40 protein-coding genes are annotated in these 24,995 nt (G+C 64.8%); 6 read left to right on the top strand and 34 right to left on the bottom strand.

The window, feature by feature from the left end:
• Positions 1-16 precede the first annotated feature (16 nt).
• Positions 17-565 carry an NAD(P)H-dependent oxidoreductase gene (locus tag ERC79_RS05725; protein WP_131576510.1) on the bottom strand — a complete coding sequence of 183 codons (549 nt, stop codon included), beginning with the start codon at positions 563-565 and terminating at the stop codon, positions 17-19.
• A 29-nt stretch (positions 566-594) separates the two neighbouring features.
• On the bottom strand, positions 595-1,164 hold the full coding sequence (locus ERC79_RS05730; RefSeq protein ID WP_131576512.1) for a TetR/AcrR family transcriptional regulator: 570 nt from the start codon (positions 1,162-1,164) through the stop codon (positions 595-597).
• A gap of 54 nt (positions 1,165-1,218) precedes the next feature.
• Here ERC79_RS05730 and ERC79_RS05735 point away from each other — a divergent pair, with 54 nt between their 5' ends.
• Complete coding sequence (locus ERC79_RS05735) at positions 1,219-2,361, top strand: acyl-CoA dehydrogenase family protein (RefSeq protein ID WP_131576513.1); 1,143 nt, start codon at positions 1,219-1,221, stop codon at positions 2,359-2,361.
• Positions 2,362-2,364: 3 nt separating this feature from the next.
• Here ERC79_RS05735 and truA read toward each other — a convergent pair whose 3' ends face one another.
• The 8 genes from truA to infA all read right to left on the bottom strand — a co-directional run bounded on the left by truA (position 2,365) and on the right by infA (position 7,114).
• Positions 2,365-3,189 (bottom strand): tRNA pseudouridine(38-40) synthase TruA, encoded by an 825-nt coding sequence (gene truA / locus ERC79_RS05740; RefSeq protein ID WP_242676750.1) that lies wholly within the window; start codon positions 3,187-3,189, stop codon positions 2,365-2,367.
• An 83-nt stretch (positions 3,190-3,272) separates the two neighbouring features.
• Positions 3,273-3,824: a 50S ribosomal protein L17 gene (rplQ, locus tag ERC79_RS05745; protein ID WP_131576517.1), complete on the bottom strand. Its 552-nt coding sequence runs from the start codon at positions 3,822-3,824 to the stop codon at positions 3,273-3,275.
• Between the two features lie 54 nt (positions 3,825-3,878).
• Positions 3,879-4,943 carry a DNA-directed RNA polymerase subunit alpha gene (locus tag ERC79_RS05750; RefSeq protein WP_131576519.1) on the bottom strand — a complete coding sequence of 355 codons (1,065 nt, stop codon included), beginning with the start codon at positions 4,941-4,943 and terminating at the stop codon, positions 3,879-3,881.
• A 118-nt stretch (positions 4,944-5,061) separates the two neighbouring features.
• Positions 5,062-5,667 (bottom strand): 30S ribosomal protein S4, encoded by a 606-nt coding sequence (rpsD, locus tag ERC79_RS05755; protein WP_131576521.1) that lies wholly within the window; start codon positions 5,665-5,667, stop codon positions 5,062-5,064.
• Positions 5,668-5,689: 22 nt separating this feature from the next.
• Complete coding sequence (rpsK, locus tag ERC79_RS05760; RefSeq protein WP_005239680.1) at positions 5,690-6,103, bottom strand: 30S ribosomal protein S11; 414 nt, start codon at positions 6,101-6,103, stop codon at positions 5,690-5,692.
• The gene (rpsM, locus tag ERC79_RS05765) at positions 6,103-6,477 is read right to left on the bottom strand and encodes a 30S ribosomal protein S13 (RefSeq protein WP_131576523.1); all 375 of its coding nucleotides are present in this window, start codon (positions 6,475-6,477) and stop codon (positions 6,103-6,105) included. The genes rpsK and rpsM overlap by 1 nt, the downstream gene beginning before the upstream one ends.
• Positions 6,478-6,700: 223 nt before the next feature.
• A complete protein-coding gene (rpmJ, locus tag ERC79_RS05770; RefSeq protein WP_003938068.1) occupies positions 6,701-6,814 on the bottom strand; it encodes a 50S ribosomal protein L36 in 114 nt (37 codons plus the stop codon).
• Between the two features lie 78 nt (positions 6,815-6,892).
• Positions 6,893-7,114, bottom strand: a complete 222-nt coding sequence (infA, locus tag ERC79_RS05775) for a translation initiation factor IF-1 (RefSeq protein WP_003418601.1) — start codon at positions 7,112-7,114, stop codon at positions 6,893-6,895.
• A 258-nt stretch (positions 7,115-7,372) separates the two neighbouring features.
• Between infA and dtd the strand changes: the two genes are divergently transcribed.
• Entirely contained in the window at positions 7,373-7,810 is a 438-nt protein-coding gene (dtd, locus tag ERC79_RS05780; RefSeq protein WP_131576525.1) for a D-aminoacyl-tRNA deacylase, read from the top strand.
• Positions 7,811-7,892: 82 nt separating this feature from the next.
• Here dtd and map read toward each other — a convergent pair whose 3' ends face one another.
• The 24 genes from map to rpsJ form a co-directional block, all read right to left on the bottom strand.
• Positions 7,893-8,696, bottom strand: a complete 804-nt coding sequence (map, locus tag ERC79_RS05785; protein ID WP_131576527.1) for a type I methionyl aminopeptidase — start codon at positions 8,694-8,696, stop codon at positions 7,893-7,895.
• Positions 8,696-9,241: an adenylate kinase gene (locus tag ERC79_RS05790; RefSeq protein ID WP_131576529.1), complete on the bottom strand. Its 546-nt coding sequence runs from the start codon at positions 9,239-9,241 to the stop codon at positions 8,696-8,698. The genes map and ERC79_RS05790 overlap by 1 nt, the downstream gene beginning before the upstream one ends.
• Entirely contained in the window at positions 9,238-10,560 is a 1,323-nt protein-coding gene (gene secY / locus ERC79_RS05795; RefSeq protein ID WP_131576531.1) for a preprotein translocase subunit SecY, read from the bottom strand. Before secY ends, ERC79_RS05790 begins: the two co-directional genes overlap by 4 nt.
• Positions 10,561-10,780: 220 nt before the next feature.
• A complete protein-coding gene (rplO, locus tag ERC79_RS05800; protein WP_131576533.1) occupies positions 10,781-11,221 on the bottom strand; it encodes a 50S ribosomal protein L15 in 441 nt (146 codons plus the stop codon).
• Between the two features lie 2 nt (positions 11,222-11,223).
• A complete protein-coding gene (rpmD, locus tag ERC79_RS05805; RefSeq protein ID WP_131576535.1) occupies positions 11,224-11,403 on the bottom strand; it encodes a 50S ribosomal protein L30 in 180 nt (59 codons plus the stop codon).
• Positions 11,403-12,050: a 30S ribosomal protein S5 gene (rpsE, locus tag ERC79_RS05810; protein WP_131576537.1), complete on the bottom strand. Its 648-nt coding sequence runs from the start codon at positions 12,048-12,050 to the stop codon at positions 11,403-11,405. Before rpsE ends, rpmD begins: the two co-directional genes overlap by 1 nt.
• 31 nt (positions 12,051-12,081) lie before the next feature.
• Positions 12,082-12,489, bottom strand: a complete 408-nt coding sequence (rplR, locus tag ERC79_RS05815) for a 50S ribosomal protein L18 (protein ID WP_131576538.1) — start codon at positions 12,487-12,489, stop codon at positions 12,082-12,084.
• Position 12,490: 1 nt separating this feature from the next.
• Positions 12,491-13,027, bottom strand: coding sequence for a 50S ribosomal protein L6 (gene rplF / locus ERC79_RS05820; RefSeq protein WP_131576540.1), 537 nt, complete (start codon positions 13,025-13,027; stop codon positions 12,491-12,493).
• A gap of 14 nt (positions 13,028-13,041) precedes the next feature.
• The gene (gene rpsH / locus ERC79_RS05825; RefSeq protein WP_131576542.1) at positions 13,042-13,440 is read right to left on the bottom strand and encodes a 30S ribosomal protein S8; all 399 of its coding nucleotides are present in this window, start codon (positions 13,438-13,440) and stop codon (positions 13,042-13,044) included.
• A 193-nt stretch (positions 13,441-13,633) separates the two neighbouring features.
• Entirely contained in the window at positions 13,634-13,819 is a 186-nt protein-coding gene (locus tag ERC79_RS05830; RefSeq protein ID WP_005239644.1) for a type Z 30S ribosomal protein S14, read from the bottom strand.
• A 4-nt stretch (positions 13,820-13,823) separates the two neighbouring features.
• Positions 13,824-14,390, bottom strand: a complete 567-nt coding sequence (gene rplE, locus ERC79_RS05835; protein WP_131576544.1) for a 50S ribosomal protein L5 — start codon at positions 14,388-14,390, stop codon at positions 13,824-13,826.
• Position 14,391: 1 nt separating this feature from the next.
• Positions 14,392-14,709, bottom strand: coding sequence for a 50S ribosomal protein L24 (gene rplX / locus ERC79_RS05840; protein WP_131576546.1), 318 nt, complete (start codon positions 14,707-14,709; stop codon positions 14,392-14,394).
• Positions 14,709-15,077 carry a 50S ribosomal protein L14 gene (gene rplN / locus ERC79_RS05845; protein WP_131576548.1) on the bottom strand — a complete coding sequence of 123 codons (369 nt, stop codon included), beginning with the start codon at positions 15,075-15,077 and terminating at the stop codon, positions 14,709-14,711. The genes rplX and rplN overlap by 1 nt, the downstream gene beginning before the upstream one ends.
• Before the next feature lie 170 nt (positions 15,078-15,247).
• On the bottom strand, positions 15,248-15,538 hold the full coding sequence (rpsQ, locus tag ERC79_RS05850; protein ID WP_131576550.1) for a 30S ribosomal protein S17: 291 nt from the start codon (positions 15,536-15,538) through the stop codon (positions 15,248-15,250).
• The gene (gene rpmC / locus ERC79_RS05855; protein ID WP_131576552.1) at positions 15,535-15,771 is read right to left on the bottom strand and encodes a 50S ribosomal protein L29; all 237 of its coding nucleotides are present in this window, start codon (positions 15,769-15,771) and stop codon (positions 15,535-15,537) included. Before rpmC ends, rpsQ begins: the two co-directional genes overlap by 4 nt.
• Positions 15,771-16,187: a 50S ribosomal protein L16 gene (gene rplP, locus ERC79_RS05860; protein WP_131576554.1), complete on the bottom strand. Its 417-nt coding sequence runs from the start codon at positions 16,185-16,187 to the stop codon at positions 15,771-15,773. Before rplP ends, rpmC begins: the two co-directional genes overlap by 1 nt.
• Positions 16,188-16,190: 3 nt before the next feature.
• Positions 16,191-16,997 carry a 30S ribosomal protein S3 gene (gene rpsC / locus ERC79_RS05865; protein WP_131576556.1) on the bottom strand — a complete coding sequence of 269 codons (807 nt, stop codon included), beginning with the start codon at positions 16,995-16,997 and terminating at the stop codon, positions 16,191-16,193.
• Positions 16,997-17,401 (bottom strand): 50S ribosomal protein L22, encoded by a 405-nt coding sequence (gene rplV / locus ERC79_RS05870; RefSeq protein ID WP_131576558.1) that lies wholly within the window; start codon positions 17,399-17,401, stop codon positions 16,997-16,999. The genes rpsC and rplV overlap by 1 nt, the downstream gene beginning before the upstream one ends.
• A complete protein-coding gene (rpsS, locus tag ERC79_RS05875; protein ID WP_031937763.1) occupies positions 17,398-17,679 on the bottom strand; it encodes a 30S ribosomal protein S19 in 282 nt (93 codons plus the stop codon). The genes rplV and rpsS overlap by 4 nt, the downstream gene beginning before the upstream one ends.
• A gap of 13 nt (positions 17,680-17,692) precedes the next feature.
• A complete protein-coding gene (gene rplB / locus ERC79_RS05880) occupies positions 17,693-18,529 on the bottom strand; it encodes a 50S ribosomal protein L2 (protein ID WP_131576560.1) in 837 nt (278 codons plus the stop codon).
• A gap of 40 nt (positions 18,530-18,569) precedes the next feature.
• Entirely contained in the window at positions 18,570-18,875 is a 306-nt protein-coding gene (gene rplW, locus ERC79_RS05885) for a 50S ribosomal protein L23 (RefSeq protein ID WP_005518367.1), read from the bottom strand.
• A complete protein-coding gene (rplD, locus tag ERC79_RS05890; protein ID WP_131576562.1) occupies positions 18,872-19,537 on the bottom strand; it encodes a 50S ribosomal protein L4 in 666 nt (221 codons plus the stop codon). The genes rplW and rplD overlap by 4 nt, the downstream gene beginning before the upstream one ends.
• A complete protein-coding gene (rplC, locus tag ERC79_RS05895) occupies positions 19,534-20,187 on the bottom strand; it encodes a 50S ribosomal protein L3 (protein ID WP_131576564.1) in 654 nt (217 codons plus the stop codon). The genes rplD and rplC overlap by 4 nt, the downstream gene beginning before the upstream one ends.
• Before the next feature lie 28 nt (positions 20,188-20,215).
• The gene (rpsJ, locus tag ERC79_RS05900; protein WP_003938093.1) at positions 20,216-20,521 is read right to left on the bottom strand and encodes a 30S ribosomal protein S10; all 306 of its coding nucleotides are present in this window, start codon (positions 20,519-20,521) and stop codon (positions 20,216-20,218) included.
• A gap of 665 nt (positions 20,522-21,186) precedes the next feature.
• On the opposite strand from rpsJ, the gene ERC79_RS05905 reads away from it, so the two are divergent.
• From ERC79_RS05905 to ERC79_RS05920, 4 genes are all read left to right on the top strand, one after another.
• Positions 21,187-22,158, top strand: a complete 972-nt coding sequence (locus ERC79_RS05905) for an ATP-binding cassette domain-containing protein (RefSeq protein ID WP_131576566.1) — start codon at positions 21,187-21,189, stop codon at positions 22,156-22,158.
• Positions 22,155-23,015: an ABC transporter permease gene (locus ERC79_RS05910; protein WP_131576568.1), complete on the top strand. Its 861-nt coding sequence runs from the start codon at positions 22,155-22,157 to the stop codon at positions 23,013-23,015. The genes ERC79_RS05905 and ERC79_RS05910 overlap by 4 nt, the downstream gene beginning before the upstream one ends.
• On the top strand, positions 23,012-23,884 hold the full coding sequence (locus ERC79_RS05915; RefSeq protein WP_131576570.1) for an ABC transporter permease: 873 nt from the start codon (positions 23,012-23,014) through the stop codon (positions 23,882-23,884). Before ERC79_RS05910 ends, ERC79_RS05915 begins: the two co-directional genes overlap by 4 nt.
• 151 nt (positions 23,885-24,035) lie before the next feature.
• The gene (locus tag ERC79_RS05920) at positions 24,036-24,953 is read left to right on the top strand and encodes an alpha/beta fold hydrolase (RefSeq protein WP_131576572.1); all 918 of its coding nucleotides are present in this window, start codon (positions 24,036-24,038) and stop codon (positions 24,951-24,953) included.
• Positions 24,954-24,995: the final 42 nt, after the last annotated feature.

The raw sequence follows: 24,995 nt of genomic DNA on the forward strand, positions 1-24,995 counted from the left end.
CCAGTCCGGCTGCACCTCAGCCCGGATAGGGTGCGCGCCGCCTTTGCATCCGGAGCGCGTCCGCCCACCAGGCCAACTGGGTCAGCATCCGCTCGGCCGCGTCGTTCGCGGCGCCGTCAGCTGGGTCGAAGTGCTTGCGCGCCTGGTGAAAACTGACGCTCTCCCGGATCGAGACCATGTGCAGTTCGGCAACGACCTGACGTAGCTGCTCGACGGCACGCAAACCGCCGGACATGCCCCCGTACGCGACAAATCCGACAGGCTTGGCCCGCCATTCGTACTTGACTGTGTCGAGGGCGGTCTTCAGGGCGGCCGGGTAGCCGTGGTTGTACTCGCTGGTCACCACAACGAATGCGTCAGCCTGCCCGATACGTTCGGTGAAGCGCTCGACGCCGGGAGTGCTCGAAAGGTCCTGGGGCAGCGGAGTATCTGCGAGATCGAGGACTGTGGTGTCGAATGCGTCGCGCCCATGGGCGCGCTCGACGAACCAGTCGGCGATCGTCGGTGCGAACCGCTTCGTGCGGACGCTGCCGACGATCACTTCGAGACGCAGGGGTTCGTCCATCGGCCTACTCGCTTTCCTTTTCGCCGATCCTAGAGGCCCTCGGTCAGCAGAATCGCCAACTCCTGGTAGGCCTGCGCATCGTCGAGCCCGGTCGACGTCGCCACCTGGCGCTGCTGGATGCGCACCATCGCCGCCGCCGCGACATCGCCCACGAAGGCCGCGTGTGCGTCCCGCAGTTCCCCGGCCTCGACGCCGTCGGTGATCAGTTCTTGCACCCGCCGCGCGGCGAACCGGGTGTTTCGCTCGTAGACCTCCCGCACGGCAGAAACCCCGGACAGGTCCTCCATGAACCGCGCGGACGCGGGACGTAGCTGCTCCCCCACGGCCTCGAGGTACGTGCGGATACGCTCCCGGGCACCGACGACCCCCTCCAGGCTCGCCTCCACCCGATCGGTTGCTCCCCGGAAGAAGTGAACAGTCGCCGCGCGGACCAGCTGGTCCTTGCTGTCGGCGAGCCGGTAGAGGGTCGACTTCGAGCAGTGCAGACGCGCCGCGATGTCGTCCAGCGTGAGAGCCGCGAACCCTTCCGCCAGGATCAACTCGACCAGGGCATCGAACAGCGCGAACTGCCGGGCCGTCGTCTTCACAGGGGTTGCCATACGCTAGACAGTACTGCAGTATCGAATCTAGTACCATATTCCCGAGGAGACTACGTGCCCGTCGAACGCCTGCTGCCCACACCCGAAGCCCACGACCTGATCGACCTCACCCGCGAGATTGCCGACAAGGTCCTGGCACCGCTCGTCGACGAGCACGAGAAGCACGAGACCTTCCCGGATGAAGCGTTCCCCGCGCTAGGACGGGCGGGACTGCTGAGCCTGCCCTACCCGGAGGAGTTCGGCGGCGGCAACCAGCCGTACGAGGTCTACCTGCAGGTACTCGAGGAGATCGCGGCGCGCTGGGCGGCCGTCGCCGTCGCGACGAGCGTGCACAGCCTGTCGTGCTTCGCGCTCGCGACCCACGGCACCGACGAGCAGAAGGCGCAGTGGCTTCCTGACATGCTCGGCGGCGAGACCATCGGCGCCTACAGCCTGTCCGAACCGCAGGCCGGCTCCGACGCCGCCGCGCTGACATGCCGCGCCGCCGAGGTGGACGGCGGCTTCCGCATCAACGGCAGCAAGGCGTGGATCACCAACGGCGGCCGGGCCGACTTCTATACCCTCTTCGCTCGCACGAGCGACGAAGGTGCCCGCGGGATCTCGTGCTTCCTCGTCCCGAAGGACACTGAGGGGCTCAGCTTCGGGAAGCCCGAGGAAAAGATGGGACTGCGCGCGGTCCCCACCACCGCCGCCCACTACGACGACGCATTCGTCCCGGGCGAACGGCTGATCGGCAAGACCGGACAGGGCCTGCCCATCGCGTTCAGCGCGCTGGATTCCGGACGCCTCGGCATCGCCGCCGTTGCAGTCGGGCTGGCGCAGGGCGCGCTCGACGATGCCGTCGCATACGCCAAGGAGCGCAAGGCATTCGGGAAGCGAATCATCGACCATCAAGGGCTCGGGTTCGTACTCGCCGACATGGCCGCCGCCGTCGACTCGGCCCGCGCCACCTACATCGACGCTGCCCGCCGTCGTGATGCGGGGCTGCCCTACTCCCGCAACGCATCCGTAGCCAAGCTCGTCGCAACCGACGCCGCCATGAAAGTCACCACTGACGCCGTCCAGGTGTTCGGCGGCTACGGCTACACGCAGGACTTCCCCGTCGAGCGGTACATGCGGGAAGCGAAGATCACGCAGATCTTCGAGGGCACCAACCAGATTCAGCGTCTGGTGATCGCCCGGCAGCTCGCGGGCTGACGCTCAGCCTCCGCAGCACCCGAGGCCGCCCGGATCGACCGCGCTACGCGTCTCCCGGGTGGCCTCGTTGCGCGCGGCCAGATCCTCGTCGGCGGGATAGTCCACCCGCACGAGCGACAGCCCGTGCGCCGGGGCGACCGCCACGGCGCTCGCGCGTTCACGCTCCGCGAGAAGTCCTGCGGCCCACTCGATCGAGCGACGGCCCTCGCCGACCGAGAGCATCGCGCCGACCAGGCTGCGGACCATCGACCAGCAGAACGCGTCGGCACTCACGAAGGCCGTCAACTCGTCGCCACGGCGCTCCCACTCGAAGCGCTGCAATTCGCGCACCGTCGTCGCGCCCTCCCGCCGCTTGCAGAACGCAGCGAAATCGTGCAGACCCAGCAGCCGGGACGAGGCGTCACTCATCGCGTCGAGATCCACGTCCTTGGGCCAGGCGACGGTATCCCGCGCCCGCAACGGGTCGACGCCGTACGGTGCCGTCGAGAGTCGATACTCATAGTGGCGGCGGATCGCGGAGAACCGCGCGTCGAAGTGCTCGGGCGCCAACGAGACGTTCTTCACCCGTACGTCCTTGGGCAGGAACCGCGCCAGTCGACGCACCAGACGCGACGGATCGTCGGGGATCATATCGGCCGGGACATCCACGTGCGCGACCTGACCACTCGCATGCACACCCGCGTCGGTGCGGCCGGCGACCGTGAGTAGAACAGGGGTACGGACGATCGCGCCGATCTTCTCCTCGATCTCGCCGCACACGGTGCGGCGGCCGGGCTGACGCGCCCAGCCGGAGAAGTCGGTGCCGTCGTACGCTATGTCGAGGCGCAATCGAACGAACCCGCCGCCCCCAGCGGGGACGACGGGTTCGTTCGATTCGGCATCGTGCGAAATGTGTGCCGAAACCAAGTGGACTAGTCCTTCTTGGCCTCGTCGGCGTCGGCTGCGGTCGCGGTCTCGTCTTCGACGGCCTCGATCACTGCGTCAGCATTCTCGACCTCGGCCTCGGTGGCATCGGCCTCGACGGCCTCCACCACGTTCTCCGAGCTGTCGGCCGGAGCCTGCGAAGCCGCGACGCGACGAGCGCGGTCGGCCTCGGAGGTGACGGTCTTCTCCTGCACCAGCTCGATGATCGCCATCGGAGCGTTGTCACCCTTGCGGGGGACAGTCTTGATGATGCGGGTGTAGCCGCCGTTGCGGTCGGCGTAGAACGGACCGATCTCCGCGAACAGGGTGTGCACGACATCCTTGTTGCGGATGACCTTGAGAACCTCGCGACGGTGCGCGAGCGTTCCGGCCTTGGCGTGGGTCACGAGCTTCTCGGCGTACGGACGCAGGGCCTTGGCCTTGGACTCCGTGGTGGTGATTCGGCCGTGCTCGAAGAGAGCAGTCGCCAGGTTGGCGAAGATCGCCTTCTGGTGCGAAGCCGACCCGCCGAAGCGAGCACCCTTCTTGGGCTTGGGCATTGGAGCTCCTCTGGGCTCGCCCAGCACATTTGCCCATGTGCCGGGTGATACGGGTTACAGCTGTTCGGTCTCGGCGTAGTCCTGCTCGGCGCCCTCAGCGTCGCTGAAGGTACCGCCGTCCGTGTCGCTCCACGTACCGGTCGCGGCGTCGTAGCCGGCCACGGTGGTGGGATCGAAGGACGCAGGACTGTCCTTGAGGGCGAGGCCGAGCGAATGCAGCTTGACCTTCACCTCGTCGATGGACTTCTGTCCGAAATTGCGGATGTCCAGCAGATCGGACTCGGTGCGACCAACCAGCTCACCGACGGTGTGAACACCCTCGCGCTTGAGGCAGTTGTAGGAACGGACCGTCAGGTCCAGATCCTCGATGGGGAGTCCGAAGGAAGCGATGTGATCGGCCTCGGCGGGCGAGGGTCCGATCTCGATGCCTTCTGCTTCGACGTTCAGCTCACGGGCCAGGCCGAAGAGCTCAACCAGGGTCTTGCCCGCCGAAGCGAGCGCGTCCCGAGCGGTGATGGAATTCTTGGTCTCGACGTCAAGCACGAGCCGATCGAAGTCGGTGCGCTGCTCGACGCGAGTGGCCTCCACCTTGTAGGTGACCTTGAGCACCGGCGAGTAGATCGAGTCGACCGGGATCCGGCCGATCTCGGCGCCGGACGCCTTGTTCTGGACGGCGGGGACGTAGCCGCGACCGCGCTCGACAACGAGCTCGATCTCCAGCTTTCCCTTGTCGTTCAGGGTGGCAATGTGCAGATCCGGGTTGTTGACCGTCACACCGGCCGGGGGAACGATGTCGCCTGCCGTCACGGCCCCGGGGCCCTGCTTGCGGACGTACATGGTGACCGGCTCATCCTCTTCGGAGCTCACGACCAGGCCCTTGAGGTTCAGGATGATGTCGGTGACATCCTCCTTCACGCCGGGAACGGTGGTGAACTCGTGGAGAACGCCGTCGATACGGATGCTGGTGACAGCAGCGCCGGGGATCGACGACAGCAGGGTGCGGCGCAGCGAGTTGCCGAGGGTGTACCCGAAGCCTGGCTCGAGGGGCTCGATGACAAACTTCGAGCGGTTTTCAGCGATGACCTCTTCGGTCAGCGTAGGTCGCTGAGAAATGAGCATTGGATTTCCTCCTGTACGGACGTCCGCTATTTGACGTCCACGATGGGAAGGGGCCTTGGGCCCGTGAGGGGCCGGCCGGTCCTGAGACCCGCCGACCACCTCACGGACACGCAGCGCCCTACTTCGAGTAGAACTCGACGATCAGCTGTTCCTGCAGCGGAACCTCGATCTGCGCGCGCACGGGGAGCTGGTGCACCAGGATGCGAAGACGTCCGCCGACAACCTGCAGCCAACCCGGGATCGGGCGGTCACCCTGGGTCTCGCGGGCGATCTGGAAGGGCAGCGTCGACAGCGACTTCTCGCGGACATCGATGATGTCGTACTGCGAGACGCGGTAGCTGGGGATGTCGACCTTCTTGTTGTTCACGAGAAAGTGGCCGTGCGAGACCAGCTGACGCGCCTGGCGGCGGGTGCGAGCGAGGCCTGCGCGGTACACGACGTTGTCGAGACGTGACTCCAGGATCTGGAGGAGGTTCTCGCCGGACTTACCGGGACGGTTGATTGCCTCCTGGTAGTAGCGGCGGAACTGCTTCTCCATGACGCCGTAGGTGAAGCGAGCCTTCTGCTTCTCCTGCAGCTGGAGCAGGTACTCGCTCTCCTTGATCCGCGCGCGGCCATGCTGGCCCGGCGGGTAAGGACGACGCTCGAACGCCTGGTCGCCTCCAACGAGGTCGACGCGCAGACGACGCGACTTGCGGGTGATGGGTCCGGTATAACGTGCCATTTTCTTCTACCTATCCTTCCCGCTAGACCCGACGCCGCTTGGGCGGACGGCAGCCGTTGTGGGGCTGGGGGGTGACATCGGAGATCGTGCCGACCTCGAGACCTGCAGCCTGGAGCGAACGGATCGCGGTCTCGCGTCCCGAGCCGGGGCCCTTGACGAAGACGTCGACCTTCTTCACGCCGTGCTCCTGCGCCTTGCGGGCGGCGTTCTCGGCGGCCAGCTGAGCAGCGAAGGGAGTCGACTTACGCGAGCCCTTGAAGCCCACGTGGCCCGACGACGCCCAGGAGATGACGTTGCCGGCCGGGTCGGTGATCGAGACGATCGTGTTGTTGAAGGTGCTCTTGATGTGAGCGGCACCGTGCGGGACGTTCTTCTTGTCCCTGCGGCGCGCCTTCTGGGTCTTCTTCGGACCGGTGCTACGTGACTTAGGGGGCATTACTTCTTCTTCTTCCCTGCGATCGTGCGCTTCGGGCCCTTACGGGTACGAGCGTTGGTCTTGGTGCGCTGTCCACGCACGGGCAGACCACGACGGTGGCGCAGGCCCTGGTAGCAGCCGATCTCGATCTTGCGGCGGATGTCGGCCTGAACCTCGCGGCGCAGGTCACCCTCGACCTTGAGTTCGGAGCCCTCGATGTAATCGCGCAGCCTCGTCAGGTCGTCGTCGCCGAGATCCTTGCTACGCAGGTCCGGGCTGACGCCGGTCGCGTCCAGGATCTCCTTGGAACGGGTACGGCCGATGCCGTAGATGTAAGTCAGTGCGATCTCCATCCGCTTTTCGCGGGGAAGATCGACACCCATGAGACGTGCCATGTCGGCATTTCCTATCGGTGTGCGGAGGTCTGCTCCCAGTCCGTCCCCTGCGTCAGAAAACTCTGCGGTTCAACATCGCAGTGGGGCCCCGGCCTCCGTGCCGGGGGTTTACCAGTACCTGCCCGAGGGCCCCGGTACTGGCTGGTGCTGAGAGGTCTTCTTTGCTTGTTGCCAAGCAGATCTTCGAAGAAGCCGATGAACTACTGGACTCAGTCCGAGAGACTTAGCCCTGACGCTGCTTGTGACGCAGGTTCTCGCAGATCACCATGACGCGCCCGTTCCGGCGAATCACCTTGCACTTCTCGCAGATCTTCTTGACGCTAGGCTGAACCTTCACGTTGCGTCTGATCTCCTGTTGTGTGCCCACCGGACGGTGAGCATAGTTCTCCCCGGCCGGATGCGGCCGGGGAAGCTTCTACTTGTAGCGGTAAACGATGCGTCCACGCGACAGGTCGTAGGGCGACAGCTCCACGACCACGCGATCCTCGGGAAGGATGCGAATGTAGTGCTGACGCATCTTGCCGCTGATGTGCGCGAGGACCTTGTGGCCGTTCTCGAGCTCAATGCGGAACATCGCATTGGGCAACGGTTCGACAACTCGTCCCTCGACCTCGATGGCCCCGTCTTTCTTAGCCATATCCTCCGCGATCCGTTGAGTGGCGTTTGGATGCATCGGCTACCGTCTCCGGTATCCGCTACAGCGGTGGCCCTGAACACTGCGAAGTGCAGTTCACCGGCCGAAAACGAATCGCCGACACAAGGCCGAACGCGCAAACAACCGATACGCAGGGCGCACCGTTGATCCATCCTACCGGGATTTGCCGACCAGGCCAAATGCTGTCTCCTGCGGCCGGACGCCCTGTGTCGCAGCCTTCCTCGAAGGGACGTCACGCACATGCGCGCACTGGTGCAGCGAGTCACATCCGCCTCCGTCGATGTCGACGGTGAACAGGTAGCCCGGATCGCGCCACCGGCCGGCGCACAGGGCCTGCTCGTACTCGTCGGCGTCGGTCACGACGACGATCCGACATCGGCATCGAACCTTGCGCGCCGTGTGTGGCGACTGCGAATCCTCGACGGCGAGAAGTCTGCCTCCGACGTCGGCGCGCCAATTCTGGTCGTCAGCCAGTTCACACTCATGGCCGACACCCGGCGCAGCCGTCGACCCTCCTGGTCACCAGCCGCATCCAGGCCGGTGGCCGAAGCACTCGTCGACGCGTTCGCCGACGCGCTTCGGGAGCTCGGCGCCACCGTCGAAACGGGACGCTTCGGCGAGCACATGCGGGTAAGCCTGGTCAACGACGGCCCCGTCACCGTGCTGCTCGACGCCTGACCCGCCCGAACGCAGAAACACCGAACGGGCAGTGACGTGATCACTGCCCGTTCGGTGTTTCGTCGTAGAGATCGTCCCGAGCTCAGTTGCCGCCGGGGCGAAGCGTCAGAATCCGCGGACCGTCCTCCGTGACAGCAACCGTGTGCTCCCAATGGGCGGCACGACTGCCGTCTGTGGTGACCACAGTCCAGTCGTCGCCCAGCACTTCGGTCTCGTGGGTGCCGAGCGTCAGCATCGGTTCGATCGCCAGGACCGAGCCGATCACGAGATGCGGTCCCTTACCCGGCGCACCCTCGTTCGGCAGAAACGGATCCATGTGCATCTCACGACCGATCGCATGACCGCCGTAGCCGTCGACGATTCCGTAATGACGCCCGTGCGCCGACTCGGCAGCGCGCGTACCCAACTCGATTGCGTGTGAGACGTCCGTCAGGCGGTTGCCCTCGATCATCGCCGCGATGCCGGCGTCCATCGACAGCCGGGTCGCCTCGCTGAGCTGAGCATCGGCCTCGCTGAGAGTTCCGACGCCGAAAGTCCACGCCGAGTCGCCGTGCCAACCGTCGAGAATGGCCCCACAATCGACCGACACGAGGTCGCCCTCGACGAGAATGTCGTCGGCGGACGGGATGCCGTGCACCACCCGATCATTGACCGATGAGCAGATGGATCCGCTGAATCCGTGGTAGCCGAGGAATGACGGCACCGCGCCCGCATCCCGAATCACTGCCTCGGCAACCTGATCCAGTTCGAGAGTGCTGACCCCCGGCTTGGCCGCGTCACGCACCGCCACAAGGGCGGTACCGACGATCGCGCCCGCCGCCGCCATGGCGTCGAGCTCACCCGCCGTGCGGAACGGGACGACCTTGCGCTTGCGGCCGAATGCCATTACTTCCCCAGCGCAGCCAGCGCACGCGCGCTGACCTCTTCGACAGTGCCGACGGCATCAACGGTGACGATCTGGCCGGCGAAGTACTCGAGCAACGGGGCGGTCTCCTCGCGGTAGACGCGCATCCGATTGCGGATGACGTCCTCCGTATCGTCTGCACGACCGCGGGCGAGCATGCGCTCCACGACAACGTCGTCATCGACGTCGAATGCCAGCACGCCGTCGAGCTTCTCACCCAGACCCTCGAGGATGCCCTCGAGCGCCTCGGCCTGATCGACTGTGCGCGGGAAACCGTCGAGCAGGAATCCGCTGGCCGCATCCGGCTCGCCCACACGCGCCTTGACCATGTTGTTGGTGATCTCGCTGGGTACCAGGTCGCCCGCGTCCAGGTACTTCTTGGCCTCGAGTCCGAGCGGGGTCTCCTGCCCGATGTTGGCGCGGAACAGATCTCCGGTGGAGATGTGCGGAACGCCGAGCTTCTCGGACAGGATCGCGGCCTGGGTGCCCTTACCGGCACCGGGAGGACCAAGGAGGACAAGTCTCACTTGAGGAACCCTTCATAGTTTCGCTGCATTAGCTGGCTCTCGATCTGCTTCACGGTATCGAGACCCACACTGACCATAATCAGCACCGCCGTGCCGCCGAACGGCAGGTTCGCCGCGCCGCCCGAGTTGCCCATATCGAGGAACAGATTCGGCAGGACAGCGATGGTGCCGAGGTAAATGGCACCCGGCAGGGTGATGCGACTCAGGACATAGTTCAGGTAATCGGCGGTCGGACGCCCCGGACGAATGCCCGGGATGAATCCGCCGAACTTCTTCATCTCGTCCGCGCGCTCTTCCGGATTGAAGGTGATCGCGACGTAGAAGTAGGTGAAGAAGACGATCATCCCGAAGTAGATCAGGATGTACACGGGGTTGGCCGGGTTCACCAGGTACTCGTTGATGAACCGCTGCCACCAACTCGGATCGGCATTCGTGCTGGCGCCAGTGAGCTGCGCGATGAGGTTCGGCAGGTACAACAGCGACGACGCGAAGATCACCGGGATGACGCCGGCCTGGTTGACCTTGAGCGGGAGGTACGTCGACGAGCCGCCGTACATCTTGCGGCCGACCATCCGCTTGGCGTACTGCACGGGGATACGGCGCTGGCCCTGCTCGACGAACACGACACCTGCGATGATCGCCAGCGCGGCAACACACACCAGCGCGAACGTCAGCCCGCCACGGCTGTCCAGGATCGCCTTACCCTCCGACGGGATACGCGAGGCAATACCCGCGAAGATCAGCAAGGACATGCCGTTGCCGACGCCGCGTTCGGTGATGAGCTCGCCGAACCACATCACGAGGGCCGCACCGGCCGTCATGACGAGCACGATGATGACCAGCCCGAACACGCTCTCATCGGCAATGATCGGCTGGGTACAACCCTGCAGTAGCTGGCCACGGGCGGCGAGGGCTACGATGCCGGTCGATTGCAGAATCGCCAGTGCGATCGAGAGATAACGCGTGTACTGCGTCATCTTCGCCTGCCCTGACTGGCCCTCCTTGCGAAGCTCTTCGAACTTCGGGATCACAACAGTCAGCAGCTGGACGATGATGCTCGCCGTGATGTAGGGCATGATGCCGATCGCGAACACCGACAGCTGCAGGAGCGCGCCACCGGAGAACAGGTTGATCAGCGAATAGATACCGGCCGAATCGCCGCCGGATACCTGGTCTATACATTCCCGGATATTGCCGGTGTCGACACCGGGCGACGGCAGAGTGGCACCGAGCCGATACAACGCTACGAGACCGAGAGTGAAAAGGATCTTCCGCCTCAGGTCCGGAGTCCTGAGGGCCGAGACAAAGGCGGAAAGCAAAGATCCTCCTGGCACGACTTAGCGGGGAGGCAGGCCGAGCGACCCGTCCCAATGGATTGAAGAACTCTAGAACTCTAACAGTGACACATGAAACTACAGCCCCGTTGCGGAGGCTGAGCCGCTCACCAGTATGCCCGTTCTCGAGCACGCCTGAGCGGCGAATGGCCGCAGTACGACCCGGAGGCTGTACTGCGGCCATTCGACGACTAGCTGAGCGAAATCACAGCTCGGTGGCGGTACCACCAGCAGCGGCGATCTTCTCTTTGGCAGCGCCGGAGAACTTGTTCGCGGTCACCTGGACGGCGACCGTGAGCTCACCCTCGGCGAGAACCTTGACGAGCTGGTTCTTGCGAACCGCGCCCGCCGCAACGAGCTCGGCAACGCCGACCTGTCCACCCTCAGGGAACAGACGAGCGATGTCGCCGACATTGACGACCTGGTACTCCGTGCGGAACGGGTTCGTGAAGCCCTTGAGCTTGGGCAGACGCATATGCAGCGGCATCTGTCCACCCTCGAAACCGGCCGAGACGTTCTTCCGGGCCTTGGTGCCCTTCGTACCGCGACCGGCGGTCTTGCCCTTCGAGCCCTCACCGCGGCCGACGCGAGTCTTGTCGGTCTTGGCGCCCGGCGCGGGGCGGAGGTGGTGCAACTTGATGGTCATGGTTAGACCTCCTCAACTGTGACGAGGTGGCGCACCACGTTGATCAGACCGCGGTTCTGCGCGTTGTCCTCACGAACGACTTCCTGACGGATGCCCTTCAGGCCGAGGGTGCGCAGGCTGTCCCGCTGGTTCTGCTTCGTGCCGATGGTGCTCTTGACCTGGGTGACCTTGAGCTGTGCCATTACTTCACGCTCCCAGCCTGTGCACGAGCGCGCAGCATGCCGGCCGGTGCAACGTCCTCGATGGGGAGGCCGCGGCGAGCCGCAACCTCTTCCGGACGCTGCAGAGCCTTGAGAGCAGCAACCGTCGCGTGCACGACGTTGATCGCATTGTCGCTACCGAGCGACTTCGACAGGATGTCGTGGATTCCCGCGCACTCGAGCACGGCACGCACCGCGCCACCGGCGATGACACCGGTACCCGGGCTGGCCGGGCGCAGCATGACCACACCGGCCGCCGCCTCACCCTGAACCGGGTGAGTGATGGTCTTGGCGATCATGGGAACGCGGAAGAAGCTCTTGCGAGCCTCCTCGACACCCTTCTGGATGGCCGCGGGAACTTCCTTGGCCTTTCCGTAACCGACGCCGACGAGTCCATTTCCGTCGCCCACGATCACCAGAGCGGTGAAGCTGAAGCGACGACCACCCTTGACGACCTTCGAGACGCGGTTGATGGAGACAACCCGCTCGATGAAGTTCGACTTCTCGGCAGCGTTGTCGCGGCGGTTGTCGCGACGGTCACGGCCGCCACGGTTGTCGCCACTGCCGCTGTTCGGCCCATTCTGTCCGGCGGGTCCGCTTCCGCCGTCACGCCTTTGACGTCCCGGCATCAGGCATTCCTTCCGTTAGTAACGTTGGTCATCAGAACTTCAACCCGCCTTCGCGAGCGGCGTCAGCCAGGGCCGCGATACGACCGGTGTAGGTGTGGCCACCGCGGTCGAAGACCACGGACTCCACACCGGCTGCCTTCGCACGCTCGGCGATCAGCTGACCGACCTTGGCACCACGGGCGCTCTTGTCGCCGTCCAGCGCACGCACGTCGGCCTCGATGGTCGACGCAGCGGCGAGGGTCTTGCCGGCCAGATCGTCCACCAGCTGCACGTGGATGTGCCGCGCGGAGCGGTTCACCACCAGGCGGGGACGCTCGGGGGTACCGGAGACCTTCTTGCGCAGACGGAAGTGACGACGCGCCTTCGACAGACGACGCGTCGTGGACGCGTCCTTGCCGAGCGGAATCCGCTTGGCCTTCTGATTTGCAGTCTGGCTCATATCACTTACCCGTCTTTCCGACCTTGCGACGGACCTGCTCACCCTCGTAGCGGATGCCCTTGCCCTTGTACGGGTCGGACTTCCGCAGACGACGGATGTTGGCCGCGATCTGGCCGACCTTCTGCTTGTCGATGCCGGTGATCGAGAACCGCGTCGGCGTCTCGACAGCGAAGGTGATGCCCTCCGGAGCCTCGATCGGCACCGGGTGGCTGTAGCCGAGGGCGAACTCGAGGTCCTGGCCCTTCAGCGCCACACGGTAACCAACGCCGTGGATCTCCATCTTGGTGGTGTAACCAGTGGTCACACCGGTGATCATGTTCTGCACCAGGGTGCGCGACAGACCGTGCAGCGCGCGGCTGCGGCGATCGTCATCGGGACGAGTGACCTGCAAGGCACCGTCCGCCTGTGCGACCGAGATCGGCTCGGAGACGGTCATCGTCAGGGTGCCCTTGGGGCCCTTGACCGCGACGTCCTGTCCGTTGATGGTCACGTCGACGCCCGCGGGGACGGCGACCGGAATCTTTCCAATACGCGACATTGTGGTGGCCTCCCTTACCAGACGTAGGCGAGGACTTCCCCGCCCACTCCCTGATTGGCCGCCTGACGATCGGTGAGCAGGCCGGAAGACGTGGAGATGATCGCCACGCCGAGGCCGCCCAGGACCTTGGGCAGGTTGGTGGACTTCGCGTAAACGCGCAGACCGGGCTTGGAAACACGGCGCACGCCGGCGAGGCTGCGCTCGCGGCTCGGGCCGTACTTGAGGTCGACGATCAACGTCTTGCCGACCTCGGCGTCCTCGGAGCGGTAGTCCGCGATGTAGCCCTCACGCTTGAGGATCTCGGCGATGTTCGCCTTGAGCTTCGAGTGCGGGAGCTTCACCTCGTCGTGGTACGCCGAGTTGGCATTACGCAGACGAGTCAAGAAGTCTGCGATCGGATCTGTCATGGTCATAGTTCGACCTGTGCACCTTTCTCGTTGCGGTTCCCATACAACACCGGTCCGCTCCCCCGGTCTCCCTCAGCAGGTGAGGGAGACCGGGGGCCGGTTCGGCCGTGGGCCTACAACGAAGTGGGTCTTACATTCACCGTTCCGCGGGTGCGGGACGGAAGTCTTTCACTCCGCGAGCGGCGCTCGGAGAAACTGACTACCAGGAGCTCTTGTGAACGCCCGGCAGCTCGCCCGCGTGCGCCATCTCGCGAACGCAGATTCGGCACAGGCCGAACTTGCGGAACACGGAGTGCGGACGGCCGCAACGCTGGCAGCGGGTGTAGGCGCGCACCGCGAACTTCGGCTTCTTGTTGGCCTTGTTGACCAGTGCCTTCTTAGCCATGGGCTCAGTTCTCCTTGAACGGGAAGCCGAGGTGCTTGAGCAGCGCACGGCCTTCTTCGTTGTTGGTGGCGGTGGTCACGACGGTGATGTCCATACCGCGCGGACGATCGATCTTGTCCACATCGATCTCGTGGAACATCGACTGCTCGTTGAGGCCGAACGTGTAGTTGCCATTGCCGTCGAACTGGTTGCCCGACAGACCGCGGAAGTCCCTGATACGGGGCAGCGCGATCGACACCAGGCGATCCAGGAACTCCCACATGCGGTCACCACGCAGCGTGACGCGCGCGCCGATCGGCATGCCCTCACGCAGCTTGAACTGCGCGATGGACTTGCGGGCCTTGCGGATCTCGGGCTTCTGACCGGTGATCAGAGCGAGATCGGCAACCGCGCCGTTGATCAGCTTCGCGTCGCGGGCAGCGTCGCCGACGCCCATGTTGACGACGACCTTGACCACGCCGGGGATCTGCATGACGTTCGCGTACGCGAACTCAGCGTTCAGCGCGTCCTTGATCTCCGCACGGTAGCGGGCCTTCAAACGCGGCTGAGTCTTGTTCTCGGTGGAGGTCATGTCAGATGTCCTTCCCGTTCTTCCGGGAAATCCGAACGCGCTTGCCGGTCTCCTCGTCGGTCCGGTAGCCCACCCGAGTGGGGTTACCGTCCGAGTCGACGACTGCAACGTTGGAAACGTGGATCGGGGCTTCCTGCGTCACGATGCCGCCCGAGGAGGCGCCACGCTCATTCGCAGAAACCGCGGTGTGCTTCTTGATGCGGTTCACGCCTTCGACGAGGACCTTGCTGGTCGCGGGGAAAGCCTGAATGACCTTGCCCTTCGCGCCCTTGTCCTTGCCGGCGATGACCAGCACGGTGTCACCCTTGTGCACCTTCATCACAGCACCTCCGGGGCGAGCGAAACGATCTTCATGAACTTCTTCTCGCGCAGCTCACGACCGACGGGGCCGAAGATACGAGTGCCGCGAGGATCGTTGTCCGCCTTGATGATGACGGCAGCATTCTCGTCGAACTTGATGTACGAGCCGTCCGGACGACGACGCTCCTTGGTGGTACGGACGATGACGGCCTTGACGACCTCGCCCTTCTTGACGTTTCCACCCGGGACGGCGTCCTTGACGGTGGCGACGATGATGTCGCCGATCCCGGCGTAGCGACGGGCCGAGCCACCGAGAACGCGGATGCAAAGAATCTCCTTGGCACCCGTGTTGTCGGCGACACGCAGTCGCGACTCCTGCTGAATCACTTACTTCTCCTTGACCTGGCTTGGTTCGACCGGGCGACATCCGAGGAATCGCCCAGTCTTGCGCGGCAGATTTCCGACCCGACGCGCGCGGTCTGTGCCCACCAATGGTGGGGCCGCCTCTGTTCTACACAGGGCAACCCCACCATCGTACTGGATACGCTATTCGGTGCTTACTTGGCCTTCTCAAGGACCTCGACCAGACGCCAGCGCTTGGTGGCCGACAACGGTCGGGTCTCCATCAGCTGGACGCGGTCGCCGATGCCGGCGGTGCCGTTCTCGTCGTGCGCCTTGACCTTGGAGGTCCGACGGATGACCTTGCCGTAGAGCGGGTGCTTGACCCGGTCTTCGAGCTCGACCACGATCGTCTTCTCCATTTTGTCGGAGACCACGTACCCGGTGCGGACCTTGCGGCTACCGCGCTCTTCGGTGCTGTTGGTGCTCACTGCCTTTTCCTCACTCATGCCGCGTCACCTGCGTCCGGACCAGTAGCCAGGCCGAGCTCGCGCTCACGCAGGACGGTGTAGATGCGCGCAATCTCGTGACGGACCGTGCGCAGTCGGCGGTTGTTGTCCAGCTGGCCGGTGGCCATCTGGAAACGAAGGTTGAACAGTTCTTCCTTCGCCTCACGGAGCTTGGTGACCAGTTCTTCTTCGGTCAGCTCGCGGAGCTCTGTAGCAGGGCTTGCGGTTGCCATCAGAACTGCTCCTCCCTCGTCACGATCCGGCACTTGCAGGGGAGCTTGTGCATCGCGCGGCGCAGGGCCTCGCGGGCGATCTCCTCGTTCGGGTAGCTCATCTCGAACAGCACCCGTCCGGGCTTGACGTTCGCGATCCACCACTCCGGCGAACCCTTACCGGAACCCATGCGGGTCTCGGCAGGCTTCTTGGTGAGCGGGCGATCCGGGAAGATGTTGATCCAGATCTTGCCGCCACGCTTGATGTGTCGGGTCATGGCGATACGAGCGGACTCGATCTGCCGGTTGGTGATGTAGGCCGGCTCGAGAGCCTGGATGCCGTAATCGCCGAAGGTCACCTGGGTTCCACCCTTGGCGGCACCCGAACGGCTCGGATGGTGCTGCTTGCGGTGCTTGACCCGCCGTGGGATCAACATGCGTCAGCCCTCCTTCTGTTCAGTCGAAGCGGGTGCATCGGCCGTAGCGGTCGCAGCGCGGCCCGCCTCGGTGCTGGTCGCCGTGGTGCCGGTGGCACCGGAGCGACGCGGGCGGGTCGGACGCTCGCGGCGGGGGCGGTCGCCCGCCGGCGCTGCAGCGTTGGCAGCGAGTTCACGCTTGCCACCGACGATGTCGCCCTTGTAGATCCAGACCTTCACGCCGATGCGACCGAAGGTGGTCTTGGCCTCGTAGAGCCCGTAGTCGATGTCGGCACGCAGCGTGTGCAGCGGGACCCGACCCTCACGGTAGAACTCCGAGCGGCTCATCTCGGCGCCGCCGAGGCGGCCCGAGCACTGCACACGGATGCCCTTGACGTTCGGCTGACGCATGGCCGACTGGATGGCCTTGCGCATTGCACGACGGAACGCGACACGATTCGACAGCTGCTCGGCGACACCCTGTGCCACCAGCTGAGCCTCGGCCTCTGCGTTCTTGACCTCGAGGATGTTCAGCTGAACCTGCTTGCCGGACAGCTTCTCGAGCTCGGCGCGGATGCGGTCGGCCTCGGCGCCGCGGCGCCCGATGACGATGCCCGGACGCGCGGTGTGGATGTCCACACGCACACGGTCACGGGTGCGCTCGATCTCGACCTTCGCGATACCGGCCCGCTCCATGCCCGTGGCGAGGAGCTTACGGATCGCGACGTCTTCCTTGACGTACTCCGCGTACTGCTTGTCTGCGTACCAGCGCGACTTCCAGTCGGTCGTGATGCCGAGACGGAAGCCGTGCGGGTTGATTTTCTGGCCCACTACTGACCACTTCCCTTCCGGCGGTTACGGCCCGACGCAGCGGCCCGGCTCGCAACACTTTCCACGATGACGGTGATGTGGCTCGAACGCTTACGGATCCGGAAGGCCCGGCCCTGAGCGCGCGGCTGGAACCGCTTGAGGGTCGCACCCTCGTCCACGAACGCGGTCGCGACGACGAGCGTGGACGGATCCAGATTCAGGTTGTTCTGCGCGTTGGCAGCAGCGCTGGCGATCACCTTGGCAACCGGCTCGCTGGCGGCCTGCGGCGCGAACTTGAGGATCGCCAGGGCGTCCTCGACCGAACGTCCGCGGACCAGGTCCACAACACGACGCGCCTTCATCGGGGTCACGCGCACATGGCGCGCGACCGCCTTCGCAGTGGGGTTCTGTGTTTCAGTACTCATCGACGCTTGCTCTTCCGGTCGTCCTTGATGTGGCCCTTGAACGTCCTGGTCGGTGCAAACTCTCCGAGCTTGTGGCCAACCATCGCATCCGACACGAACACCGGAACGTGCTTGCGTCCGTCGTGGACGGCAAACGTGTGACCGATGAAGTCCGGGATGATCGTGGAACGACGGGACCAGGTCTTGATGACCTGCTTGGTCCCCTTCTCGTTCTGCACGTCCACCTTCGCAAGGAGGTGGTCATCGACGAACGGGCCCTTCTTAAGGCTGCGTGGCATCCTTCACTCCCTCCTAGCGCTTGTTCTTGCCGGTACGGCGACGGCGGACAATCAGCTTGTCGCTCGCCTTGTTCTTGCGGGTCCTGCCCTCGAGCTTGCCCCAGGGGCTGACCGGGTGGCGACCACCGGAGGTCTTACCCTCGCCACCACCATGCGGGTGGTCGACCGGGTTCATGACCACACCACGAACGGTCGGGCGCTTGCCCTTCCAGCGCATGCGGCCGGCCTTGCCCCAGTTGATGTTCGACTGCTCGGCGTTGCCGACCTCGCCGACGGTGGCGCGGCAGCGCACGTCGACACGACGGATTTCGCCGGACGGCATACGCAGCGTGGCGTAGGTGCCTTCCTTGCCCAGCAGCTGAATGCTGGCGCCGGCGGAGCGAGCCATCTTGGCGCCGCCACCCGGACGCAACTCGACCGCGTGGATGGTGGTACCGGTGGGGATGTTGCGCAGCGGCAGGTTGTTGCCCGGCTTGATGTCGGCTGCAGCGCCGGACTCGATCGGGGCACCCTGCACCAGGCCCTTGGGGGCGATGATGTAGCGCTTCTCGCCGTCCGCGTAGTGCAGCAGCGCGATCCGAGCGGTGCGGTTGGGGTCGTACTCGATGTGAGCGACCTTGGCCGGCACGCCGTCCTTGTCGTTGCGACGGAAATCGATCAAGCGGTAGGCGCGCTTGTGACCGCCACCCTTGTGACGGGTGGTGATGCGACCGTGGGCGTTACGACCACCGCGACCGTGCAGCGGGCGAACCAGCGACTTCTCAGGCGTCGACCGAGTGATCTCGGCGAAGTCCGAGACACTCGAGCCACGACGGCCCGGGGTAGTCGGCTTGTACTTACGGATTGCCATGAGTCTTCTCGTCCTCTATATCTCGTCAAGTCCCGTCCGCTTACGCGACCGGGCCTCCGAAGATCTCGATGGGCTTGCTATCGGCCGAGAGGGTCACGAGCGCACGCTTGGTGTCCTTGCGCTTGCCGTAACCAAAGCGGGTCCGCTTGCGCTTGCCCTGACGGTTAGCGGTGTTGACGCTGGTCACGGTGACGCCGAAGACCTTCTCGACGGCAATCTTGATCTGCGTCTTGTTCGAGTCCGGGTGCACCAGGAAGGTGTAGGTGCCTTCCTCGATCAGTCCGTAGGACTTTTCGGAGATGACCGGGGCCAGCAAGATGTCGCGGGGGTCGGCGATGGTGGTCACTTGCTCTCCTCCTCGTTCTTGGCCGGGCCCGCGATGAAGGCGTTCAGAGCCTCGACGCTGAACACGACGTCATCGCTATTGAGCACGTCGTAGGTGTTGAGCTGGTCGGGCGCAATGGGATGCACACCTTCCAGGTTCTGCACGCTCTTCCAGGCAGCGATGTCCTCGCGCCCGACGACGAGCAGAAGCTTCTTGCGATCCGAGATCTCACCCAGGAAGGACTTCGCCGACTTGGTGGACGGGACCTGCCCGGCGACCAGCTCGGTGATGACGTGGATGCGCTCGTTGCGAGCCCGATCGGAGAGAGCGCCACGCAGTGCGGCGGCCTTCATCTTCTTGGGGGTGCGCTGGCTGTAGTCACGCGGCTGCGGACCGTGGACGATGCCACCGCCGGCGAACTGAGGCGCACGGGTCGAGCCCTGACGGGCGCGGCCGGTGCCCTTCTGCCGGTACGGCTTCTTTCCACCACCGCGGACCTCGCCGCGGGTCTTGGTGGAATGGGTGCCCTGACGTGCGGCGGCGAGCTGCGCGACGACGACCTGATGCATCAGAGCGATGTTCGAGGTCACGTCGAAGATCTCCGCGGGGAGATCGACAGTGCCATTGGTCTGCCCACCGGCAGCCTTGACGTCCAGGGTCAGCTTGGTTGCGGTCTCGGTCATGCCGACGCACCACCCTTCACTGCACTCTTGACGATCACGAGGCCGCCCTTGCGGCCAGGGATCGCACCCTTGATCAGCAGCAGACCGTTCTCGGCGTCCACCTTGTGGACCGAGAGGTTCTGCGTCGTGATGCGGTCGTTACCCATCCGACCCGACATACGCATGCCTTTGAACACGCGGCCGGGGGTGGCGCAGCCACCGATGGAACCCGGGCGACGGTGAACAGCCTGCGTACCGTGGGAAGCACCCTGACCGGCGAAGCCGTGACGCTTCATGGTGCCGGCGAAGCCTTTGCCCTTGCTGGTTCCGGTGACGTCGACGTATGCGCCGTCCTCGAAGACCTCGGCGGTGAGTTCCTGGCCGACCTCGTACTCGGAGGTGTCGGCGACGCGGAACTCCACGACGTGGCGACGGGGGGTGACGCCGGCCTTGGCGAACTGGCCGGAAGTCGGCTTGTTCACCTTGCGCGGGTCAATTGCGCCGAACGCCAGCTGCACGGCGCTGTAGCCGTCGCGCTCTTCGGTACGGATCTGGGTGACGACATTCGGTCCAGCCTTGACGACGGTGACCGGAACGACCCGGTTGTTCTCGTCGAAGACCTGGGTCATGCCGAGCTTGGTGCCCAGGATTCCCTTGATCTGATTAGTCATTTGATATCTCCGCTGCGTCTTCCCAAGCTCACTGGATGTTCACGTCGACGCTGGCCGGAAGGTCGATACGCATGAGTGCGTCGACCGTCTTCGGCGTCGGGTCGAGGATGTCGATCAGCCGCTTGTGAGTACGCATCTCGAAGTGCTCGCGCGAGTCCTTGTACTTGTGCGGCGAGCGGATGACGCAGTACACGTTCTTCTCGGTAGGCAACGGCACAGGGCCGACCACACGGGCCCCGGTACGGGTCACCGTCTCGACGATCTTGCGCGCTGACGCATCGATCGCCTCATGGTCATAGGCCTTGAGCCTGATGCGGATCTTCTGTCCCGCCACGCTTAGTGTCCTTTTCTTGCCGCGTTTCGTAGAACCCGAACGAGCCGGGGACTACCTCGTCTGCACAGTCCCCCGACTGAAAACACGACACGAACAATGGAATGGCGATCGAGACATCACTCGATCCGCTGCCGCTGTTCATCTGTCATGGTTCTCCGGTCCACGCGGTCGGGCGTGTCGCCCAGCCACTCAATCTCGGGCGCCGAGAATTTCTCCTCGAGAGCCACGAAAACTTGGACCGAATGCGCCCGTAATGGGCACAAGTATGGGTACTGCTTCCGTCTTGCATTCGCCGTGACCAGGCCTTTCGGCCCGACGCTCGACGTTCATCCAGCCCGATTCGAGTCGTGACGTATCACGTCTCAGCCAAGGCAACCCGATCAGTATGCCGTAGGCGACCCGAGAGTTCAAATCGGGTCCGGGACCACCTCGAGCCCGGCAGAATCTGGAACTGCCCGAGCAGGTGAACGAATCGGCGACTTCGGGCTGCGCCACCTGCGGCTCTCACCTCAGCGGTTCGGTCAGGGCGATGCTGCGGAACGAATTCGATCATTCAGCCGGGTAACATTTCCGGGAAGCGATGGGAATACACGTCGACGAATGGATGGACGCGTGGACCCTGGTAAGCGGTCGCCCATCCAACCCAGGTGAACAGCGGAGTGTCGATGCCCAAATTCCAGGACTCAGCGGTGCTGGTCGACGATGTCCACAAGTCCTTCGGTGAGGTGAAGGCTCTGCGGGGCGTCAGTTTCCAGGCCGAGCGAGGAACGGTACTGGGCATTCTCGGGCCGAACGGCGCCGGGAAGACGACCGCGGTGAAGGTCTTGTCGACACTGCTGCGACCCGATCGCGGACGCGCGGTGGTCGCCGGTCACGACGTGGTGAGCCACGCCGCCGAGGTCCGCCGGTCGATCATGATGACCGGTCAGTACGCGGCGCTCGACGAAACACTCTCCGGACGAGAGAACATAGAGCTCTTCGGGCGTCTGATGGGCCTCGACCGCGCGTCGGCCCGCCACCGCGCCCAGAACCTGCTCCGTGAGTTCGATCTCCTCGACGCTGGAAAGCGCGCGGTGCGGCACTACTCGGGCGGCATGCGGCGGCGGATCGACATCGCCTGCGGGCTCGTCGTCCGCCCCGAGGTGGTGTTCCTCGACGAACCGACCACCGGCCTCGATCCGCGCAGCCGTCAGGGAGTGTGGGCGCTGGTGAGTTCGCTCAAAGCACAGGGCATCACCGTGCTGTTGACCACGCAGTACCTCGAGGAGGCCGACCTGCTGAGCGACAACATCATCGTCATCGATCGCGGCACCGTCATCGCCGAAGGCACTGCCGATCAGCTCAAGGCACGAACCGGCGGCAGCTACTGCGAAGTGGTTCCGCTCGATCCGCAGCAGCTGCCGTGGGCCGTTCACGCATTGGGCGACCTCGTTCCGGCCGATGTGCGAGCCAAGATCGCGGAGGGCGGCGACCGGCTGTCAATCCCCGCCGCGGACGGCGCAGCGACGCTGTCCGAAGCCCTCCGACGACTAGATCGAGCGGGTATCGAACTCGCCGACATAGCTCTGCGCCGCCCGTCTCTCGACGACGTCTTCCTGTCGTTGACCGGCCACTCCGCACCGGAGGTCGAGCGGTGACGGCGACGGCAAAGAGCACCGCGACCGGTCTTACGGTGTCGTCCACCCAGCGGGCCGCCGTGAGCCTGCCCGACAAGCGCGTCGGCTCCCATCGCCGTCCTGACCCGAACGGATTCCAGCAGTGGCTGGCGCTGACCGGGCGGACTCTCAAGACGATGGTGAAGACGGGCGAGCTCGCCGTGGCAATCATCGCCCCGCTGATCTTCACGGTCGGGTTCTACCTGCCGCTCCGGTTCGTGATGAAGCTGCAGGGCATCGACTACGCACAGTTCCTGATGCCGATCATCGTGCTGCAGGCGATGGCCTTCACGGCGATCTCGGCGTCGCAACTGGCGTCTACCGAGGCACTGCACGGCCTCACCACCCGGCTCAAGACGATGCCGGTGGCGGGTCCGGTACCACTGATCTCACGCATGACCAGTGGGCTGGTGCGTTCCGCGATCGCGCTCACGGCAGCGCTTGCCTACGGCTACGTCATCGGATTCCGATTCAGTGCCGGCATCGGCCAGGCCGCGCTCTTCTGCCTGATGGCTCTGACCATCAGCCTGGCGCTGTCGCTGGGTGCGGATGCGATCGGAACGATGGCCAAATCGCCCGAGGCCACTGCCCAGGCACTGACCCTGCCGCAGCTGATCCTCGGCATGCTCTCGTGCGGGTTCGTACCGGAGACAGGGTTTCCCGAGTGGATTCGGCCGTTCGTGCGAAATCAGCCGATCTCCCAGTTCTCGTTCGCGATGCGTGACATGGCCGAGGGCGGTCTGACCGCCGCGACGTTGTTCCCCGCCGTCGCGTGGTGCATCGGGTTGGCCGCGGTGTTCGCACCGCTGGCCGTATGGGCGAGTATGAGGCGCCGATGACCGAGTCCACCAAGTCCACCGTCGGCGCAGCCGAACAGGCGAGCTATGACCACGGCACCTTCGATTTCCCGCCGCCGGTCAATGTCTGGCGGGAGAATTCAACCCGGGCGCTGTGGACGCACAGCCTCATCCAGTGCAAGCGGCTGTTGACCCGCTGGGCGCGCGACCCTTCCACGATGATCCAGGCGCTGTTGTACCCGGCATTGACGCTGATCATGTTCCGCATCGTCATCGGCAACACAGTGACTGCCGCTACCGGCCAACCCGCGATCTACGGCAATGTGCCGATGATCATCCTCGTCGGGGCGATGTTCGGCTCGATCGTCAGCGCCGTCGGATTGCGGGCCGAACGCAAGACAGGGCTCCTCTCCCGCTTCTGGACCCTGCCCGTGCACCGCGCATCCGGTCTCGTGGGCCGCATGATGGCCGAGGCCGTCCGTGTTTTCGTCACGACACTCGTGATCCTGGCAGTCGGTTTCGGGCTCGGCTTCCGAATGGATCAGGGGATTCTGCCGAGCATCCTGTTGCTGTTGCTGCCGATCCTCTTCGGAATGGGCTTCGCGATGATGGTGACGGCGCTGGCGACCGTGTCCGGTGACGCTCCGCTCGTCGAACTCGTCTCCATCGGGTGCACGCTGCTGATGTTCTTCAACTCCGGATTCGTCCCGGTCATGGCCTATCCCACGTGGCTGCAGCCGGTGGTCGCGGCCCAGCCGATGTCGGTTGCAGTGGATGCGATGCGGGGTCTCGCGCTCGGCGGTCCCGTGCTCGAGCCCGTGCTGCAGACCCTCGCATGGTCGTTCGGCATGATCGCGGTCTTCATCTATCCCGCAATCCGCGGCTACCGGCACGCGGCGGCCACCGGCTGAGGACGGCTCGTCCGAGTCTGAATCGGTTCGGCCACCGGTGCACGTTCCGGCCATGGGAAGTTTGCCGTACTCGCCCGAATCCGGGCATGTTCGTCTGATATGAATTGCAGCGACTACACTGGACATTTCGGACCTTTTCAGGAGCACGAGTATGACGCAGCGACGACGCACGGTGGCGGAGGTCCTCGCCATTGTGGTGCTTGTCCTCTTCGGGTCTGTGTGGTCGACCACCGCCACAGCTGCCGCCGATCCGAGCGGCGCCGGCGCTGATTCGGCCCCCGCGGGCTCCAATGACTGGGCCTGCCGCCCCTCGCCGCAGCACCCTCGGCCGGTGATTCTCGTGCACGGCACCGGCATGAGCATGCAGCAGAGCTGGAGCACGCTTTCCCCCGTGCTGCGGGGTGAGGGCTACTGCGTCTTCGCGTTGAACTACGGTGCTGCGGCCAAATCCTGGGGTAGCGGCGACATCCGCAACTCCGCTCGCGAACTCGCAGCCTTCGTCGACACCGTCCGTGCACGTACCGGTGCCGCACAGGTCGACATCGTCGGCCATTCCCAGGGTGGCACCACGGCCCGCCAGTACCTCCGGTTCGAAGGCGGCACCGATCCGGTTACCCCGGCCCGGAACAAGGTTCGCAGTCTCGTGATGCTCGCCCCCACCACCCACGGCACGACGTTCAACGGTATGCAGGACCTGTTCAACGCCTTCACCTCACTCCGGCTGACGGACGAGGCGACCAACCAGGCGATCGTCGAGTTCACCTTCGGTTTGGCGTCATACCAGCAGCTGATCGGGTCGAGGTTCCTCGAGCAGCTCAACTCCGGCCGGGAAACCATGCCCGGTGTCGACTACACGGTCATCGCGTCTCAGACCGATGAGATCGTCACACCGCCAATCGGATCGTTCCTCTTGCCCGATCCCGGATCGTCGGTCCGCAACATGTGGGTACAGGATGTCTGCCCGGGCGCACGTCTGTCACATGCCGACCTTCTGTACGATCCGCGCCCGGTCTTCCTGGTGCAAGCCGCCCTCGACCCGGCACGCGGGCAGCGAAGCGCTCCCTGCTGATCCGGCCTATCCGGTCGCGGAACACTCGGCGGGCCTCTCCTG

The sequence above is a fragment of the Rhodococcus sp. ABRD24 genome (genome assembly GCF_004328705.1).
Taxonomy (GTDB): domain Bacteria; phylum Actinomycetota; class Actinomycetes; order Mycobacteriales; family Mycobacteriaceae; genus Prescottella.